Annotated in this window: 22 protein-coding genes; 7 read left to right on the forward strand and 15 right to left on the reverse strand. The window is 40.2% G+C overall.

Annotation, left to right across the window (positions count from 1 at the left end):
- Window positions 1–236: 236 nt before the first annotated feature.
- From ybgF to ruvC, 10 genes are all read right to left on the reverse strand, one after another.
- Window positions 237–1022 carry a tol-pal system protein YbgF gene (gene ybgF / locus A923_RS0117955; RefSeq protein WP_017223077.1) on the reverse strand — a complete coding sequence of 262 codons (786 nt, stop codon included), beginning with the start codon at window positions 1020–1022 and terminating at the stop codon, window positions 237–239.
- Between the two features lie 12 nt (window positions 1023–1034).
- Window positions 1035–1616 carry a peptidoglycan-associated lipoprotein Pal gene (gene pal, locus A923_RS0117960; protein WP_017223078.1) on the reverse strand — a complete coding sequence of 194 codons (582 nt, stop codon included), beginning with the start codon at window positions 1614–1616 and terminating at the stop codon, window positions 1035–1037.
- Between the two features lie 19 nt (window positions 1617–1635).
- Complete coding sequence (tolB, locus tag A923_RS0117965; protein ID WP_026006330.1) at window positions 1636–3006, reverse strand: Tol-Pal system beta propeller repeat protein TolB; 1371 nt, start codon at window positions 3004–3006, stop codon at window positions 1636–1638.
- A 1-nt stretch (window position 3007) separates the two neighbouring features.
- A complete protein-coding gene (gene tolA / locus A923_RS0117970) occupies window positions 3008–4105 on the reverse strand; it encodes a cell envelope integrity protein TolA (RefSeq protein ID WP_017223080.1) in 1098 nt (365 codons plus the stop codon).
- 29 nt (window positions 4106–4134) lie between these two features.
- Complete coding sequence (tolR, locus tag A923_RS0117975; RefSeq protein WP_017223081.1) at window positions 4135–4563, reverse strand: protein TolR; 429 nt, start codon at window positions 4561–4563, stop codon at window positions 4135–4137.
- Between the two features lie 3 nt (window positions 4564–4566).
- Window positions 4567–5259 carry a protein TolQ gene (tolQ, locus tag A923_RS0117980; protein WP_017223082.1) on the reverse strand — a complete coding sequence of 231 codons (693 nt, stop codon included), beginning with the start codon at window positions 5257–5259 and terminating at the stop codon, window positions 4567–4569.
- Window positions 5246–5680, reverse strand: coding sequence for a tol-pal system-associated acyl-CoA thioesterase (gene ybgC, locus A923_RS0117985; RefSeq protein WP_017223083.1), 435 nt, complete (start codon window positions 5678–5680; stop codon window positions 5246–5248). Before ybgC ends, tolQ begins: the two co-directional genes overlap by 14 nt.
- A gap of 153 nt (window positions 5681–5833) precedes the next feature.
- A complete protein-coding gene (gene ruvB / locus A923_RS0117990; protein ID WP_017223084.1) occupies window positions 5834–6841 on the reverse strand; it encodes a Holliday junction branch migration DNA helicase RuvB in 1008 nt (335 codons plus the stop codon).
- Window positions 6842–6858: 17 nt separating this feature from the next.
- Window positions 6859–7479: a Holliday junction branch migration protein RuvA gene (ruvA, locus tag A923_RS0117995; protein ID WP_017223085.1), complete on the reverse strand. Its 621-nt coding sequence runs from the start codon at window positions 7477–7479 to the stop codon at window positions 6859–6861.
- Between the two features lie 161 nt (window positions 7480–7640).
- A complete protein-coding gene (gene ruvC / locus A923_RS0118000) occupies window positions 7641–8162 on the reverse strand; it encodes a crossover junction endodeoxyribonuclease RuvC (protein ID WP_017223086.1) in 522 nt (173 codons plus the stop codon).
- 257 nt (window positions 8163–8419) lie between these two features.
- On the opposite strand from ruvC, the gene A923_RS0118005 reads away from it, so the two are divergent.
- The 5 genes from A923_RS0118005 to A923_RS0118025 all read left to right on the forward strand — a co-directional run bounded on the left by A923_RS0118005 (window position 8420) and on the right by A923_RS0118025 (window position 11691).
- Window positions 8420–8647, forward strand: coding sequence for a glutaredoxin family protein (locus A923_RS0118005; RefSeq protein WP_026006332.1), 228 nt, complete (start codon window positions 8420–8422; stop codon window positions 8645–8647).
- A 96-nt stretch (window positions 8648–8743) separates the two neighbouring features.
- Window positions 8744–9151 carry a cytochrome b562 gene (locus A923_RS0118010; RefSeq protein WP_017223088.1) on the forward strand — a complete coding sequence of 136 codons (408 nt, stop codon included), beginning with the start codon at window positions 8744–8746 and terminating at the stop codon, window positions 9149–9151.
- Between the two features lie 51 nt (window positions 9152–9202).
- The gene (locus A923_RS0118015; protein ID WP_017223089.1) at window positions 9203–9595 is read left to right on the forward strand and encodes a DUF2750 domain-containing protein; all 393 of its coding nucleotides are present in this window, start codon (window positions 9203–9205) and stop codon (window positions 9593–9595) included.
- Window positions 9596–9751: 156 nt separating this feature from the next.
- Entirely contained in the window at window positions 9752–10816 is a 1065-nt protein-coding gene (locus A923_RS0118020) for an alpha/beta fold hydrolase (protein WP_237716241.1), read from the forward strand.
- Between the two features lie 80 nt (window positions 10817–10896).
- Entirely contained in the window at window positions 10897–11691 is a 795-nt protein-coding gene (locus A923_RS0118025) for a ribonuclease H family protein (protein ID WP_026006334.1), read from the forward strand.
- 165 nt (window positions 11692–11856) lie between these two features.
- Here the strand turns inward: A923_RS0118025 and A923_RS0118030 are convergent, their stop codons facing one another.
- Window positions 11857–12165: a hypothetical protein gene (locus A923_RS0118030; protein ID WP_017223092.1), complete on the reverse strand. Its 309-nt coding sequence runs from the start codon at window positions 12163–12165 to the stop codon at window positions 11857–11859.
- Window positions 12166–12354: 189 nt separating this feature from the next.
- On the opposite strand from A923_RS0118030, the gene A923_RS0118035 reads away from it, so the two are divergent.
- Window positions 12355–13272, forward strand: coding sequence for a M15 family metallopeptidase (locus A923_RS0118035; protein WP_033197663.1), 918 nt, complete (start codon window positions 12355–12357; stop codon window positions 13270–13272).
- A 28-nt stretch (window positions 13273–13300) separates the two neighbouring features.
- Here A923_RS0118035 and A923_RS0118040 read toward each other — a convergent pair whose 3' ends face one another.
- Window positions 13301–13714 (reverse strand): phosphate-starvation-inducible protein PsiE, encoded by a 414-nt coding sequence (locus A923_RS0118040; protein WP_017223094.1) that lies wholly within the window; start codon window positions 13712–13714, stop codon window positions 13301–13303.
- Window positions 13715–14125: 411 nt separating this feature from the next.
- Here A923_RS0118040 and A923_RS0118045 point away from each other — a divergent pair, with 411 nt between their 5' ends.
- A complete protein-coding gene (locus tag A923_RS0118045) occupies window positions 14126–15433 on the forward strand; it encodes a GGDEF domain-containing protein (RefSeq protein WP_017223095.1) in 1308 nt (435 codons plus the stop codon).
- Window positions 15434–15622: 189 nt separating this feature from the next.
- Here A923_RS0118045 and A923_RS0118050 read toward each other — a convergent pair whose 3' ends face one another.
- The 3 genes from A923_RS0118050 to fruA all read right to left on the reverse strand — a co-directional run bounded on the left by A923_RS0118050 (window position 15623) and on the right by fruA (window position 19444).
- Window positions 15623–16330, reverse strand: coding sequence for a DUF3108 domain-containing protein (locus tag A923_RS0118050; protein WP_017223096.1), 708 nt, complete (start codon window positions 16328–16330; stop codon window positions 15623–15625).
- Between the two features lie 6 nt (window positions 16331–16336).
- Window positions 16337–17515: a BamA/TamA family outer membrane protein gene (locus A923_RS0118055; protein WP_017223097.1), complete on the reverse strand. Its 1179-nt coding sequence runs from the start codon at window positions 17513–17515 to the stop codon at window positions 16337–16339.
- 168 nt (window positions 17516–17683) lie between these two features.
- Complete coding sequence (fruA, locus tag A923_RS0118060; protein WP_017223098.1) at window positions 17684–19444, reverse strand: PTS fructose transporter subunit IIBC; 1761 nt, start codon at window positions 19442–19444, stop codon at window positions 17684–17686.
- Window positions 19445–19452 lie beyond the last annotated feature (8 nt).

Consider the following 19452-nt stretch of genomic DNA (forward strand, 5'->3'; position numbering starts at 1 on the left):
GACTGCTCCATCCCGCGACAATTCTATAATCAAAAGTAATTAACTAAACGACTTACGTTGTTTCCGTTAACCCCTCTCAATGGCGGCTATAATACTTTTTTCAGAAAACTCTGCAAGTAAAATCTGCTCAGAATCACAATTCAGTGATAAAACCCTGAATTACGTTCAGTTTAACACCAACTAGATGGCAAAAAGTACAAGCTAAACGATAATTAAAACTTATCAACTCCGACACATTATTTTAGTGCTGCCAGTTCTTGCTTCGCAAGCTTAGCGACCGTGTCATTTGGATAATCTTTTATCACTAATTTGAAGTAACGTTTCGCTTCACTATTCGAACCTGCTAGTTTTGCAAGTTGACCCAGCTTCTGTAATGAATCTGCGCGTTTATTTGATTCTGGATACTGAGCAACAATCTTCTCGAATTCAACTTTGGCTTCTTCATTCTTGTTATCTTTACGTAATAGCAGGCCTAACCAATAATGCGCATTCGCTGCTAGCTCAGACTCTGGATACGTTGAGATAAAACTTTGTAGTGCAGGAATCGCTTCATCATATTTACGCTCATTTTTGATTAACTTTATAGCGTAATTATAAGAATCTTTACCGGTTAAATTTACTGGCTGGTTTGCGGTATTTAGAATGCTTTTATCTGTGACCACTGGCGAGACTGGTTTCGCGACCAGCGTAGTACGTATACGCTCAATATCATTAAGGATATCGCGTTGACGTTGGGTTACTTTAGTTTGTTCTAGATTACTTTCTTCAATCGATCCCTGCAAATTCATTAATTCAATCGATAATTGATCAAGTCTTTGCTGAGTTTCTAATTGCGCTCTTGTTCGAGCTTGGAGGATATTCTCTATGCGTGTAAGGCGTTGCTCAATCGAACGCGTTGGCTTGTTTGTTATCACCTGTTTGGCACTTGCTGTTGCATCAAGTACCGTCGCGGGTGCAGCCTGGCCTAAGCCACTATAAAGAACGGCCATAATCATGGCCGTTTTAGTATTAATTCTAATCAAGGTGACTAATCCTTAGTAAACTAGCACTGCACGTCGATTTTGAGAGAATGCAGCAGCAGTATGAGAAGTATTTACGGGTTTCTCTTCACCATAACTAACTGTTGAGATTTGGCTTGAAGAAACACCTAGGTTGTTTAGGTATTTAACCACAGCATCAGCACGACGATCGCCTAGTGCAATGTTATAACCTGGTGTACCACGTTCATCAGCATGACCTTCAATTAATACTTTAACTGCAGGGTTATCAATTAAGAAATTAGCGTGATCTTGTAATAGTTCGCCGTATTCAGCTGTAACAGCTTGTTGATCAAAACCAAAGTAAACAACGTGACGTTTACGTAATTCGTCAATCACTTGTTTTTTAACTTCTTCAGTTGTTAGATTTTCAACAGCATCAATACTTACATCAGTGTCGCTACCAACAACAACATTTGAACCAGATTCAGCATCTGCGTTAGCTGCATCATTAGTTGCTTGTTGTGTTGCACTTTCTACTGCATCGTTTGTCGTTGTATCAGTTGTTGAGCTACATGCAGCCAATGTCAGCATTGGTAACGCGATCACTAAACTTTTTAAGATTTTATTTAGTTGCATTTCATTTTCCTATCAATAATTAATTCTTTTTAGATGTCAAGAAAGGTGACCAAGCTGGTGCTTTTACTTCTCCATCACTTGCTGGTAATACGGCCTTAAAACGTCCATCCATTGAGACTAGCGATAGTACCTGTTTTCCTTTAACAACCGTGCTGTAGATCACCATACTGCCGTTTGGTGCAATGCTTGGTGACTTATCAAGACGGCCGTTAGTCAGTTTTTGCACATATCCATCTGACAAATCCTGCTTCGTTACACTATACTTACCTTTTTGCAAACTGACCATAACTAAATTCTGGCCATCAGGACTAATTGAAGGGTTTAAGTTTGCGTTACCTTCAAAGGTAAGTCGTTTAATTTTCTTACTTTCTAAATTAATTTGATAAATTTGCGGACGACCACCACGTTCAGACGTAAAGACGATCGACTTGCCATCAGGTGCCCACGTTGCTTCTGTATCGATACCGCGATTTTTAGTCAACCTATCTAGCTTTTTAGTCTTCAAATCGTAAACATAAACGTCGGCTTGGCCTGATTTAGACAATATCATCGACAGCTTTGTGCCATCAGGTGAAAATACCGGTAAAATATTACTGCCTTTATACGGTTCTATCAGCTCGCGTTTTTGTGTTACCAGATCATAAATCCAGATCTCATGCTTTTTATCTTCCATACTCATGTAAGCCAACTTTTTACCTGTTGGATCCCATGACGGTGACATCACCGGCTCTGTCGAACGGAATAATACGTGCTGATTCATACCATCATAATCAGAGATTAATAATTTAAATGGATATTTGTCGTCATAATTAATAGCAACATAAGCAATACGCGTTAGAAATGCACCGCGAGTACCCGTCAGTTCTTCAAAAATATAGTCACTCAAACGATGTGAGATATGACGCGGACGGCGCGTTGAGAAGTTACCTTTCAAATTCAGCTTAATGTGATCGTTATTTTTAACGAGTTGTTCATCAATTTTTTGCGGTGTTTGGTTTTTAAAACCAGACAATACATTAACTAGCTGAAAATGGATCTGCAAGCGACCATCAGCTAAAGGTTTGACTGTTCCGATCACAATTGCTTCAACGCCGGTTTCTTTCCATGCCGCATAATCAACCGCATTTTCTGTTGCTGGTGTTTGTGGCATTAAACTCCGTTCTAATGGTGAGAAACGACCACTGTTACGTAAATCATCAGCAATAATACTGGCAAAATCGGTCATACCCTTTGGTTTTGGCTGTGTGCCTAACCATTTGAACGGTACCACAGCAACAGGTCTAGCACTGTTTGTCCCTTCGGTAATGACAATTTCTAACGCCGCATGCGCGATTTGTATCTGCATGAAGCACAAAATGAAGAAAGATAAAAATCGTTTAGTTATATGCATATTAAATCTCTGGTCTAAAAATTAAATTAATATTTTTAAGCTTGTTAGCCACTTCAGGATCAGCTGATATAGGTAAAGACCCAGCCTTATTCACGGCGTTCACACCCGCGCGACAAACAATTCTATCGCCTTTACCACTGGTTACACTTAATACCAAGCCTGAATCGGCCAAACGAATATTAAGTGCACATGACTTACCTTTCATGGCATCACTGGTTAACATATTGCGTTGAATCGAACTTTGAATTCGTATCGTATATTTATCAACTTCACTGAGTACTTCTTGCTGACGTACTGCGTCAAGCTGTTGGATCTCACTATCAAGCTCGGATGCAAATTCCGCTTCAATCTGTTCTTGCATCAAGCGTTCTTGCTTGTCGCGTTCAATTTTAGCTAAACGCTGGCGCTCTTTTTCGGCCGCTTTACGTTTTTGATCAGCAACACGCTGTTTTTCAGCTTCTTGGCGTTTACGTTCTTGCTCGGCTTTCTGTTTTGCGTCTTCTGCTTTTTTACGTTTATTTTCGGCAGCAACAGCGGCTTGACGTTTTTGTTCTTTTTCCTGTGCTGCGAGACGTTTACTCTCAGCGGCGACAGCCGCAGCTTCAGATTTCTTACGTTGCTCTTCCGCTTTTTTGGTTTTCGCTTCGGCATTTTTACGTTCTTCGACTTTCTTCAAGCGTTGCTGCTCCGCTTTAACCGCGGCCGCTTCAGCATTTTTACGTTCAACTTCTTTCTCAGCGCGTTTAGATTCCGCTCGTTTTGCTGCTTGTTCTGCTTTTTTCTGTTTATCGTTGGCTTTTACGATGGCCGCTTCTTTCTGCTGACGCTCTTTATTAAGCTTGTTGATACGATCTTCAGCCGCCTGTATACGTTGCTGCTCTTTTCTGCGTTTGTCTTGTTCTGTCCGTTTGATGCGTTCAGCATGCTGCTTTACAGCCTGCTCATTCACAACGACAGCTTGAATCGCCTGCACTTTTGGTTTTGGCAGCGGTTTCAATGGTGTGGATGTTGCACTCAAACCAAGTAATACAAGTAGTACAACATGTAATCCGACCGAAACAATAACAGCAACGGAGTACTTAGACTGATTATCCTTCATCTTTATTTATACCCTACTCTTGCTCTATTCTACTGCTCAACGGGGTCTGTCATTAGACCCACAGAAGGTGCGCCAGCCTGCTGTAGAACGACCATTAAACGGATCACCTGCTCATAAGCTACTGAACCATCACCTTTTACTACAACAGGTGTATCAGGCTGTAATTTCAAGTGAGCAGCAACCAACACGGCTAAATCATCTGGCGACATCGGTGATTTGTCACCATCGCCAACATCGAGATAATACAAACCATCTTTATCAACAGAAGCAACTATTGGTGGTTTACTGTCTTCTGATAATGCTTCGGATTGTGCTTGTGGCAGATCAACAAGTACACCTTGAGTGACTAACGGTGCCGTCACCATAAAGATGATCAGTAATACCAACATCACATCGATATAAGGCACTACATTAATCTCTGCAACAGGTCGTCTGCGCTTGCGTTGATAAGGCTGCATCGCTTAGTCCTGTGTTTGTTTCGCCAAGCTTTGGCGATGTAAAATACTTGAGAACTCTTCCATAAAATTGGCGTAATTATTCTCAACTCTCATAACTTGATTAGAAAATCGGTTATAAGCAACAACAGCTGGAATAGCAGCAAAAAGGCCCATCGCAGTTGCAATAAGTGCTTCTGCAATACCAGGTGCCACCATCGCTAATGTAGCTTGCTGTACAGCGCCCAAGGCAATGAATGAGCTCATGATGCCCCATACTGTACCAAACAGACCGATATAAGGACTGATTGAACCAATTGTTGCTAGGCTATTCAAATTAACTTCAAGGTCATCAACTTCACGTGATAAAGCCACGCGCATCGCACGATAGCTGCCATCCATAACCGCATCGGTATTTTCTTGATTGGTATTATGAATACGCACATATTCTTTAAAACCAGCATGGAAAATTAGCTCCATACCTTTAATATTATTCTTTCGCGCATCGCTTTCTTTATATAATTTTGATAAATCGATACCAGACCAAAATCTATCTTCGAATCGTTTTGATGCTTCGTTTGCTTGCGTCAATGCTTTAGAACGATGGAAGATCATCGCCCATGATGCAACTGACATTGAAAGCAGTATTAACATTACTGTTTTTACCAGTAAACTTGCTTCCCAAAAAAGACCAAAAAATGAAATATCAGCAGCTTCCACTGGTTAGTTTCCTTATAATTTCTGTAGGCATCGCACAAGGTTTCTTATGAGACAATTGAATGCATGCCACTTTAACTGTTAATTCTGACAATAACTTACCATTTTCATGATAAATACTCTGAGAGAAGACCATTGATGCGCGTTTTAGTTCCTTGATATATGACTTTATAATTAATAAATCATCAAGGAACGCGGGATAGCGGTAATCTATGTCTATTTTTCGCACCACAAATGCAAGGTCTTGTTGTATTAACAGCGCTTGTGAAAAGCATTTATCACGTAACATTTCCGTTCTTGCGCGCTCGGCATAGTTCAAATAATTACTGTGATAAACCACGCCACCAGCATCGGTATCCTCAAAGTAAACCCGAGCCTTAAACTCGCTAAGAGCCATTTCGCTTTTTACTATTTCGTTCTGCATTATTTAAAGCCTGCATCTCTATCGTCATAACTCGAACTTATAACGCGCCAATTGAAACATTTCGCGTTATAAGATGATTAATATACCTGACAAAAATTAGATATGAAATTGATTTAATATGAAGATTATGTTTCTGCTACTATCTTTCTGCCATTATTTTTCCGGATAGTCGAAACCTAAATGCAGATAAGCACGCTGTGTCGCTATCCGACCACGAGGCGTTCGCTGTAAGAACCCTTGCTGAATAAGGTAAGGTTCGAGTACGTCTTCAATGGTTTCACGCTCTTCACCTATCGCGGCGGCAACATTATCTAATCCAACAGGACCACCAGAAAAAGTATCTACAATGGCAATCAGTAACTTGCGATCCATGTAATCAAATCCACATGTATCAACGTCCAACATACTTAACGCGGCTGACGAGATCTCGGCGTCAATGTCACCATCATGTTTGACTTCAGCATAATCCCGCACACGACGCAATAAACGGTTGGCAATACGGGGTGTACCACGTGAACGTCTTGCTATTTCTAACGCGCCAGCACTGTCCATATTCAACTCTAAACACTTTGCCGAACGTAATACGATATCTTGTAAATCTTCAACTTTATAAAATTCAAGACGCTGGACAATACCAAAACGGTCACGTAAGGGTGATGTTAATGACCCTGCTCGTGTCGTCGCGCCGATAAGCGTGAACGGCGGTAAATCAAGCTTGATAGAACGGGCTGAAGGTCCTTCACCAATCATAAGATCTAATTGATAATCTTCCATTGCCGGATATAGAATTTCTTCAATTGACGGGTTTAAGCGATGAATTTCATCAATAAACAATACGTCATGCGGCTCTAAGTTTGTCAGTAACGCAGCAAGATCGCCTGCTTTTTCGAGCACCGGTCCAGAGGTGGTTTTAATACTCACCCCCATTTCGTTAGCGACAATATTTGCTAACGTGGTTTTACCTAATCCGGGTGGTCCAAAAATTAATAAATGATCCAGAGCATCATTACGACGCTTACTGGCTTCAATAAAAATTTCCATTTGACCACGTACGTGATCCTGACCTTGGTAATCTGACAACATTTTCGGTCGAATGGCACGGTCTACCACTTCTTCTTCACGGACGGTACCGCTAGAAATTAATCGATCAGCTTCAATCACTAAAGTAACTTCCTAAATTAATTCTGTAAGGTGGCACGTAATGACAGACGAATGATATCTTCACAACTCATACTTGGCTGTGCAACTTTTTTGATCATCTTCTCGACTTGTGCAGGTTTATACCCTAAACCAACCAAGGCCGCTTCCGCTTCTTCAATCGCATTTGATGCCGTATTACCATAACCTTGTAATTGGGCTTTATCTGCTTCAGGGGTAAACAAATCTTGCGTCACCCAGTTTTTAAGGCGATCGCGCATTTCAACTAATAAACGCTCGGCGGTCTTTTTACCCACGCCTGGTAATTTAATTAAGCTGTTAATATCATCATGTTCAACACAGTGTGCAAATTGGTTAGCGGTCATACCCGACAAGATAGCCAACGCCAGTTTAGGACCCACACCGTTCACTTTAATCAATTCACGGAACATTAAACGTTCCATCTTGTTATTGAAGCCGTAAAGTAATTGGGCATCTTCTCGAACGACAAAATGCGTGTAAACGATCACTTCGTTATCAACATCACCAAGCTCATAAAAACAGCTCATTGGCAGTTGAACTTCATAACCAACACCATTTACTTCAAGTAAAATTTCGGGTGGTTGTTTTTCTAATAAAGTGCCACGTAAACGTCCAATCACAATTATTTTCCAACATGTTTAAATACGAATATAATGTTCAGTAGCATAATAAAATACTGGTTAAATATCCAGACTATTTTATTTTCACGTTAATATACCTGAACAATGAAGACTGCATAGTACGGATAAAGGTACGGATAAGAGTACGGTTAAGCGTGCTGTTAATTGAAGCGTCCACGCGCTGTGCCTTTAACTTTACCCGCCATATTAATCAAGGTGCGTAAACTCTGGGCATGACATAAGGCCACGGCGAGTCCATCGGCAGCATCCGCTTGCGGCGTGCCAGGCAGTTTAAGTAAATTCACCACCATTTGTTGGACTTGTTCTTTATCTGCGCCACCGTTACCGACCACAGCTTGCTTGATCTGACGTGCGGTATATTCACCGACGTCCAGGTCGTTCGATACTGCTGCAACAATAGCAGCACCACGAGCTTGACCCAATTTCAATGCTGACGCCGCATTTTTCCCCATGAATACATCTTCAATGGCAAATTTATCCGGCTGGAATTGAATAATGATTTCGCTCACACCGGCATGAATTTGTTTTAAGCGTTCCGGTAAGTTATCACCTGATGTACGGATGCAGCCACTGCCCAAATATTGGAACTTTCCGTGTATGTGTTGGATCACGCCATAGCCGGTAATACGCGAACCGGGATCGATGCCAAGAATAATGCTCATAGTTAATTATCTTCAAATGTCATGTTTATAATTACAGTATACCTGCTCCACAGCTTGAAACCTAAAGGCAGTGACACATCAATCTTGGCAACAAAATAATGGGTATAAATCAAACAGTAAAAATGGCCGAGCATTACCTACATATTTCGTCATCTTGTAAAGAAGTGTATTTCAAATCATTTCGCCATATTGATACATTGTGAATCAGGGCGAGCTTGTTATAATGCGGTTTTTACGATGAACCTAGTGGGGCTAAAATGAAAAGAGTCGTGTTATATACGCAGAAGAAGTGTCCAAATTGCGATTCGGCAAAGCGCTACTTAGATGAAAAAAAAATTCCTTATCGTTTATGCAGCGTAAATGATCCACGTGGCAGTAAAGAATTAGCCGCTATTGGTGGCCGTGGTGTACCAACGCTTAAGATTGGAGACCAAATTTTACGTGGTTTCTCAATTAAAACATTCGAAAATATGTATCGCGATTAATACCGCGCACAGACCTGACTGTTACTACGTTCGTGGTTTTTACACTTACCGTTAATGGCAGTATTTAATCACAACTTATGAATATGGATATAGATCATGAAGAATCGTATTGCTCAGCTCGGACTTATCATCAGTTTATTGTTTTCGACTTTGGTAAACAGCGCTGAAATAGACAGTATCGAGCTTAAAGTCACCATGAAACAGATGAGATTGGCGTATACTCAAGCAATGAAAACAACATCAGTCGATGAGTTTGCTGCCCATATTGATGAAATGAGCAAACGACTTGCTGTCGCGCAAAGCTATAACTTTTCACCCGATCGTGCAGAGATGTCAAATCAAGGTTTGGATAAAGTCGAATCTATCCTGAACAGCATTCAACAAACCGATATTACAGAAGAGAACTTGACTGTTGCCAAAAGCAAATTGGAAGATGTTGATAGCTTAAGAAAAGAATATCACAAGAAAAGTAAGCCAAGTATTTGGTCGCTTATTTTCGGTTAACACCCCATTGTGTTGGTCATATTATCTAAATTAAATGTAGGAACTGATTAAATGTCAAAGACACTCGATAGCAACCAAATCGCGACAATTCAAGCTTATGATGCAGAAAAACGCCTTAGCTATTTATTAAAAGAAGTCACTACCGAACGTCAGATCTGGATCCTAACGGATGAGCATGGCTGCGTAATGCTTAACAATGAAGACGAAGATTGTGTACCTGTATGGCCTAACGCTGAATTTGCACAATCTTGGGCAACTGGCGAATGGGAACATTGTAAAACAGAATCGATCTCGTTAGCGAAATGGCAAAGCCGTTGGACATCAGGCCTAATGGATGATGATTTAGCATTAGTTATTTTTCCTAACCTTCAAGACGAAGGTCTTATCATGTTCCCTGACGAATTTGATATGGCGCTGCAGAAACAAACGAAGAAAAACCGCTAATAGCTAAATAATCATAGTTAACACATAGGCCTGCCTGTATTAGATGATACAGCAGGCTTTTTTATTTCTGACATTTACCATCCCTAACATCTGCTTCGAACGTCTGCATCGCAAGCCCCTCCTCATTCATCAATAACCCCGTATTACCAACAAGCAATGCGACTTACAAAGCAGTGCGGTCTACAAAGTAGTACTAATATCACTAAGTTAGGAAATGTTATTTTATTTACCCGTATTCTCATGTATGGTTTCCCTTTCCTGTGTAATTGGCCTAACGATATGATTTCAAACAAGCTAAAATTATTTATTCTCTACATATGTTTCTCGTTATTAAGCGGTTGCTCAGTTGTTCGCTGGAAAATAGACAGTGATGAAGACAGCCTTAAAGCAGTGGGTTTTACACAAGCTGAAATTAGCCTAGAAGAAGGCGGCAGCCTGAGCTACTGGCGTGGAGGTAAAGGCCAGCCGCTATTATTGATTCATGGATTCGGTGGTAATGCCGTCACCACTTGGAAAGATGAAATGCAGGCTTTAAGCGCAGACTACGATGTCATAGCCCCTGATCTGGCCTGGTTTGGTGATTCTTTCAGTGCTGGCGAAGCTAACTTAACCACAGAGACAGAGGCTATATGGCAGCTCGTAAACCAACTTAAACTTGATAATATCAACATAGCCAGTATTTCTTATGGCGGTTTTATCACGTTAAATATGATGAACAACAGCCCAGATCAAACTCGCCAGATTAATAAAGCGATTATTATCGCCAGCCCAGGGCCCTACTTTAACGATGAGGATCTTGACGCGTTAACGACCCGCTTTGCAGTCGACAACCCAGAAGACTTCTTTATACCAAAAAACAGCAAGGAGTTACGCCGTTTATTTGATGGCATTTTCGTCGCCCCTAAAATGATGCCAGACTTTGTAGCTGATCAAATTTATCAAACTTACTTTGCTGCTTGGCATAAACAAAGAGTAGAAATGATCCAGTCACTACCAGCAGATCGCGATGTGTTACTCGATGCGCCACAGTCATCGATACCAACGCTATTAATCTGGGGAGAGAAAGATCAGATATTTCCTCTTGAACACGGTATTTATCTCAGTAAAAAAATCCAAGCACCGCTTGTTGTTATACCCGACACTGGCCACGGGGTTACCAACGAACAACCGGAAGTGGTTGTACATTTAATCAAAAACTTTATCGACAACGAAAAAAAATAGTACTGCTTAAAGATAGTACTGTTTATAGCGGTATAACTGTTATTATGCCGCTATGGAACATTGAGAGCATTGAATTAGTTATGAGTAAAAAACATTACGTAGTATGGAAAGGCGTGAAGACTGGGATATTTGATAACTGGTCTGAAACGAAAGCGCAAATTGATGGCCGCAGTGATGCCCAATATATGGGCTTTGCATCAAAAGACGAAGCAGACCAAGCATTCGCTTCAACTTATACTCGTGCATTAATGAAACGCTCATTTGCAAAAGATGACGCGACAGGCTCAGGTGTTAAACCAAAAGCAACACGTCCCGTTGGCGCATCAAAGTCAATTTTATCTGCTGCACCACAAATTGCTGATCTCAATATTTACTGTGATGGTGCTTGCTCTCCAAACCCGGGTAAATCAGGAACCGGAGTGGCTGTTTATGACAAAGATAAACTAGCGCAATTATGGTATGGCTTATACGAAGAGAATGGCACCAACAACACAGCAGAGTTAAATGGTCTATTAGTCTCTTTTCGCATTGCCGCATCGCACATAGAGCAAGGCAAAACCGTGCAAGTGCTTTCTGACTCAAAATATTCAATTGATTGCATCACGAAGTGGGCAAAAGGCTGGAAAAATAAAGGTTGGAAACGCGGTAAAAATGAAGAAATTAAAAACCTTGCCATTATCCAGCAATGTTTCGGTTTATACGAAGAGTTAAAATCGAATCTGATCATTTCTCATGTCAAAGGACATGCGAACATTGAAGGTAATGAATTGTCCGATCGCATGGCAGTATTAGCACGCATGCAACAAGAACCGAAACTGGTGCAATATACTCACAGTATTAATATTGCAGACATCCTAGCGATGCCATCGGGTTAATGAGCCCCCTGAGTAAGCCAGTATTGACAGTATTGACAGTATTGACAGTATTGACAGTATCACAATAAACAAAACAAGCTGGCTTGGGTATTATTCACAGTGAATAAACCGTATGACAGCTTGCTTTTGTCTTTATAAATACCACACCAACAATACACGTAATAATTAAATAATTGGTGAGCAGCCTTTCAGCATCAGGGCAACATTCGAACTTGCTTTAGCTTGTGCATAATATGCATCAGTCGTAGTAAGACCTGTTTCAGTCATGGCACCCACATCCGCAGAAATAAGTGGTGCGATAACCGTTAATGCCGATGCTGATTGTCGATCTGCTTCATACGCCGAAAATGCTTTACTGATCTCTGGGCATGTAAAAGCATCCGCACCTTGTTGCGCCATATCATAAGCTTGAGAAGACGTTTCACAGCCAGCAAGCGAGCCAGCAAATAATACTACTGCTATTATTTTATACATTCATATTTCCTTATTTTATATCTACGCACTGCCAATACACAGCGCTTCAATCAACCCTGTTTCATCCAGTATAGCCTATAAAATCAAGATAATGCGCGACAAAGCACACAGCGTCTAGCTACACCATATTTACATTTATCATATCCACGTTAAGATAAACAGCAAACACCTCTCAATGCATGGATAGATATGTCAAAATATTGTTTTAAAAGGTTAATTCCGTTTCTTCTTGGTAATGTCCTCATACCGGTTTCAGCAGCAACAGTATCTGAAATATCGGTCTCTGACTGTAGATCGATGGTCACAGCTGGTGTCATGTCAGCAGCAGCGCCAGTGCAATGTACTCGCTTAAAACAAGTGCAATTTGACTATATCGATTTTCAAGGCCAGCAACACAACAATGGATCAATTGTCGTCATGGACGCGGTAGCACCGTATATTGCCACTATTTTTGACCAGTTATATGCGTTGAAATTCCCAATTAATAAAGCCCAGCCGATACGTAATTACCAAGGTGATGACGACTTATCGATGGCAGACAATAATACCTCGGCATTCAATTATCGCCCCATTGCAGGTAAGCGTTCACTATCGATTCATGCTTATGGTTTAGCGATTGATATCAACCCTAAACAGAATCCGTTCGTTGAATTTGGCGAGCAAGGCAGTGCGAAGTTTAAGCCTGTTGATGGGGCTAAATATACTAACAGAATGCAATTTAGATATGGCAAAGACGAGCGTCAGGGGTTTGCTGAAGATGTAATAACGACGTTTGCTGATAACGGCTTTTTATACTGGGGTGGCTTTTGGAATACCCCGATTGATTACCAACACTTTCAAGTCAGCCGCAATATGGCTAATTTAATGTCGGCAATGCCTGCTGATAACGCAACTCAGTTCTTCGACAATTATGTGCAGTGGTATCAATCATGCAAAGCCAGTTATCCGACAGCTTATGCAAAGCATAACGTCAGTGATTATGTCCACTATTTAGAACACCAACTTAACAGTAAATCATTAAGTAAAACATTTAACCAATCACCGAATAAAGTAATAGCGGCGATACAACAACCGCTAAAAATTTCAACTCTGTGTGTAAAAAGCTAGATTAAATAAAGTAGAGCTAAGACCGTTATTATTCGTCACCCAATGATTTATAAGGCCAGTAATAATGGCCGGCACGGATAATAACCGTCGAAATAGCCAGTACTAACGCGGCAATTGACAGCCATACCACATCCAGACTCTGTAATTCTTTCATACCAAGCGTGACATAACGAGCAATCGCCATCATCGCGATATAAATAGGATAGCGAACTGGGATCTTACCATTTACGACAAATTGCTGGATCATCGCCAGTACTTCAAGATAGATAAACATTAACAAGATATCAGTTAGCTTTACCGTACGTAATTCATAGACATGGTAAAAATCATTTGCCATGGCAAATATGGTCGCCAGTGTAATAGCAACCAATAGGACAGCTTCAATATAACTGAATAGCTTTAAGAAAATATGACTAAATTTCTTTGGTAAATGAGATGGCATAATCGCTCCGAAAGATAAATGTAATGCTTATTTTAAATAATAAGTTCTTCTGACAATATACAATAGTTTGTAAATAATTGTATATTTCAATGTTGGCTACGTAGCTTAGTTAACGCTTATCTTTTCGCCATATAAATAGATGATAAATTTAACAACGGCCATTTATAATACAATAAATATAACAACCTAAACACTAAGTAAAATATCTGATATTATATTGCCAATAAATAACATTTAATATCAATGCATTAATAGTTTTATTTCTAATTTAGCCTGATAGGTCAAAAGATAATCATCATCAACATATGTCATGTTTCACATCTGTTAAATTACCATTACTATATTTTTTATTAATCACTTCATTCTATAATATTAAAAATATATGACGAGTTGTCGCCAAGGGAGTTATAGGTGCGGAAAGTTCAAAAAATAACAATAGGGATTATTATTGTTACCTTAGTTATATTAGTGTGGTATCACTTCCGTGCTAATACTAAAACCTGTACTGTTACACCTGATAACTTTCGTTTTTTGAATATTGATGATAGCAGTAAAGGCGGTTTAAGTAGCTCAGCTATCAATTTTAAAGATGGTAAAGCTTACCTCACTTGCGAAGTAGTTAAAGACTCTGATTATCCATGGCCCTACTGTGAAGTAGAGATCAACCTTTCAGATAGCCTTTTTCAAGGTATCGATTTCTCGGTATATAATAAAATCAGTCTTGATATCGATTATACCACCACACATGCGAATAAACGGCTACGTGTCTATATCCGTAACAGTCACCCTGCCTATACCCGTGGAGATGAACGAACTTCATTAAAATTTAATGGTATTGAGTATACGCCTGGCTTTGGAGAGGGAGCAAAAGCTATTTTGCTTGATACTTTCCAGGTATTGACTTGGTGGATCGCGGATAACAATATTGACCTCGAACATGCCTCTGCTGATTTCTCAAACGTGCCTATTATTGAAATTGCCACAGCATCTGGAGTCACTGAAGGAAGCTTTGAAATCATCATTAATAGCATTGAATTTCAAGGAGTATGGATTGAAGAGTCCACCTTACTCAAGGGGCTTTTGTATACCTGGTTATTTTTAATAATTGGTTTTATATTATATGAACAAAGTAAGTTGTACCGAAGACTGAAAAAAAGCCATCAAAGAGCAGGACGACTGTTTAAATTAAACCAGAACTTAACCGAAACCAACGTTAAATTTTCCGAATTAGCCAATAGAGATCCTCTCACCGGTGCGCTAAATCGCAATGCGGTACAGGGTTGGTTAAAAGACATGGCGCAACAAGTGCGTTGGGGTAAACAAGATTTTTCAGCACTGTTCATTGATATTGATTATTTCAAACATGTGAATGATGAGTATGGTCATCAGGTCGGAGACGATATTTTACGTGAATTTGTGTTAGTGATATCCACCCACATTCGCAGTAATGATCATTTAGTTCGCTGGGGCGGTGAAGAGTTTATCGTATTCTTTCCTGACACTAACAGCCAACAAGCAAGTAACAAAGCTGAATCACTTCGACACATTATCGAGTCGCATCAATGGTGCCATCACAAATCGCTAACGTGCAGTATTGGCGTTGCTCAAATGGGCCAAGAGCGGATAACAGAAATGATTGCACGCGCAGATGAAGCGCTTTACAAAGCGAAAGGCAGCGGCCGCAACAAAGTTGTTTGTAGTCTGCCTCCTTTGAAATAAAGTGCAATAAAGCGCAATAAAGCGCAATAAAGCGCAATAAAGCGCAATAAAAAAACCACTTTATGGATGATAAAAAGGACTTCGTTATTTGATAAAACACACCTACGTTAGTTTTTTGAATGATGAAGCCTATTTAGCTTAAATTATTTAATTTCAAAAATTTAATGTTATATGTTTAATATTAATAGTTTAGGCGCAGACTTCAGAATAGCTTTTGAGCTCCGATGTTCCCTTTAGTATCCAGCCTTCAATGTTTGTCGCTTTGATCATTAAATAATCCAAAGACGGCGCAAACCAAAGAGTAAGATTACTATCTTTTGTCTCGACGACTTTAATCACTTCTATCTCACCAAAATAGCGGGTAGAGAGTATTTCCTTACCTACAACCTGATATTCAAATAACTCCATTTCATCTGTTGCTTGTCGCAAAGTATAGAAATGCGTTTGACCTTGTCTTACATTCGCTTGAAGTTGCATAGTGATAGCATCCATATCTTGTAATGGATATTTATTACTGTGATATTGTGTTATTTCACCATTAAGCATGACGTTGCTATCTAACCCATTATCACTAATACTTACCCGCATTTCCCTATTTTTAAATCCTGTCATTACTTGATAAAAATCAGAGGTTAAATAACGTTTTTGTTGTGATTCATAGCGAGAATTTGAAGTTTGATAGAAGGTGGTACCAATGCCAAGAATACTCATATTACTGCGCGTTAGAAAGGACAACTCGGCACCTTGTTGTGTGATCTGGCGCTGCAACTCTCCGGTGTTAAAACCGTTGATGTAGAGGTCGTAAATAATTTGTTGTTCACAAACAGCGGTATCCTCAGCTCGAACAAAAAAACTGATTAGCCCACAACTGAAAATGAACAAGGCTACTTTTAACATACTGGTCTAAAACACTTCATTAATGTTTAAATAAAATTCAGCGCCATCATCACCAAAGCCAATATCCGCGCGTAAATTAACTCTATCTTTAATATTAAATCGAAAACCAGTACCGCAGCTAACGAGCGTATCATCAAATAATCCAGAGATGTCATTAGCAACAGAACCCGCGCCAGTCCAAAAGACCATACCAACACGCCAATAAAGCGGGATCCGATATTCGACTTGGCTAAATACCATATTGTTATCTACGTATTGACCTTCGATATAACCCCTTAGTTTTTCATCTCCGCCAAGATTAGCCAGTTGTACGAAAGGTGTATCATCACTATTGAACTCGCCTTTCACTTGCCAAGCGAGTGTGCCAGTTATACTTTGGAATTGGTGGTATTGGCTATAATATACTTGATATTGTTCATACGTTTCAGATCGAGAATTACTGTACATCTGGTTAAATTGAAATCCTAGATTTATACCTTTAAACGCATTATCAACGTTATCTCTGGAATCGTAATCAATTTTAATCGAGCCGCCCATACTGTTGTCTTTTACCAATTTGTCAGTATTGTTAGTCGTATTTGTATCTATGTCGCTAGGGCTAATATAGGCACCTTTGACACCAAATCCGAGGTAAATATTACTCGCTACTTTACGCAACCATATCGCATCCGCAGAAAACTCTTCTGAGTTATAGTTTGTGACATCCTGAGACTGACCAGATAAACCGTAAAAATAGCTCGCATCATTGGCAATATTGGCATGAATGAATAATCTGTTTTTATCTGATTCAAAGAAGTTTTTATTTTTTAGACTCACGCCATAAGAATTATTTTCTGAATAATAACTATTGAGAGAAATAGATGAAGGTTGGCTTAGCTTAATGTCAGATAAATTATATAACCCCACATACAAGGCACCGATACCAAGGCCTTTTTCGGGAGTATAATAAGCTGTAGGGATAATGCTTGAATTTAACCCTTGTTCTTTTTCATATGTTTGGCTAGCGCCTAATGAACTTAAAATATTATCCAGTGACTGAGTCATGATATTTTCAGGCCAATCAAATAGCGGTTGGTTAGCTAAATTAGGTTCTGTCGCGACGGCTGAGAAACTGGTTAGCGCAGTCATGAATAATATACGTTTATAATTTAACAAAGAGATAGCCGCCAAAAGTAATAGTGCCATGTGGCGTTTATTCGCTACATGCAGATTGATATGGCCTTATGTTATCACTGTCTATTAAAGTGATAAAGCCTCATCAAAGTGAGGCTTTATCTTTATAACAATTATAATGCTTTGATTTATAATTAGTTACCTACAAACGATAACGTATAATACAGATAATCGAACGTGTTACGCTGTTACTGATTTTTCTTCTGATTGTTTAAGCACTGCATAACTTACACCCGTCACTAACGTACCTGCCGCAATCGCCACTAGATACATAAATACCGGAGTGATGGCATTGGGAATAAGCAGTACAAACAAACCACCATGTGGCGCCATTAGTTCTGCACCAAACAACATAGATAACGCACCTGTTAATGCGCCACCAGCGATACAGCTAGGGATAACACGCATTGGATCGCGGGCTGCAAACGGAATTGCACCTTCAGAAATAAAGCATAAACCTAACACAAATGATGCTTTACCCGCTTCTTGTTCACTGCCGTTAAACTTACGTTTCGCAAGGAACGTCGCTAAACCCATACCTAATGCAGGGACCATACCGGCAGCCATAACAGCAGCCATTGGCGCATACGTTTGTGATGCTAATAAACCAACCCCAAAAGTATAAGCTGTTTTGTTCACTGGACCACCAAGATCGAAACACATCATACTACCAAGGATAATACCCAATAATACCGCGTTAGCCGATCCCATGTTATTCAAGAACTCCGTTAATGCGTTCATTGCTGCAGAAACCGGACCACCCACCACATAGATCATCACCAAACCCGTGATCAACGAAGCCAAAAGCGGAATAATTAAGATTGGTTTTAGCGCTTCCATTGACTGTGGCAGCTGTACTTTTTCGGCAATTAACTTAGCCGTGTAACCCGCAAGGAAACCAGCAACGATACCACCCAAGAAACCTGCACCGGTCGAGCTGGCTAACATACCACCAATCAAACCAGGCGCTAAACCTGGACGGTCAGCAATCGAGAACGCAATAAAACCCGCAAGTACTGGGATCATTAACGCAAATGCTGAACCACCACCAATCGTCATTAATGCAGCGGCTAATGTGCCCTCTTCTTTAAACGCTTCAATACCAAATACAAAAGACAATGCAATGGCTAAACCACCCGCAACAACTAATGGCAGCATGTGTGACACACCAGTCATCAAATGCTTATAAGCACCCGTTTTTTCTGAACTGGCATCACCGCTTGCTGCGGTTTTACCGTGACGATAAACCTGCGCATCGTTAAAGGCATTGTCCATTGTTTGTTTTGTTTTCTTCAGCGCTAAACCAGTACTGGTCTTATACACTTTCTTACCATCAAAACGGGCTAAATCGATATCAATATCAGCGGCAATAATCACCACATCAGCAGCTGCAATTTCAGCACTGCTCAGTTGGTTTTTGGCGCCAACAGAACCACGAGTTTCAACCTTAATAGTATGCCCTAAGCGTTGACCTTCTTGCTCTAACGCTTCAGCCGCCATAAAGGTATGGGCAACGCCCGTTGGACAAGCCGTGATAGCAACAATCGTTTTTCGACGAGATTCAGCATTACTATTTGCAACAGCTGATGCATTACTGTTAGTTTCATTGCTATCTGTTTCATGACTAATAACAAGCTCAGTCGCGTTTTCAATCGCTTGTTCTAAATAAGCTTTGGCTTCCGTAAATACTGCATCGACTGCTGAGCGATAGACTTTTTTACCGATAAAACGGCTGTCATTCACATTGGCATTAGCGGCAATAACAATACATTCCGCTGCGGCGATCTGCTGCTCAGTTAATGACGTCATTGGCGCTACAGATGAATGACATTCAATATCTGCTTGCCACTTTAACTCTGTCACTGCTTTTTCTAATAAACCCGCAGCAATAAGGCTGCTTGCGATGCCACTTGGACATGCCGTTACAATTGCAATTTTCATGATGAATA

It is taken from the genome of Moritella dasanensis ArB 0140 (assembly GCF_000276805.1).
Taxonomy (GTDB): Bacteria; Pseudomonadota; Gammaproteobacteria; order Enterobacterales; family Moritellaceae; genus Moritella; species Moritella dasanensis.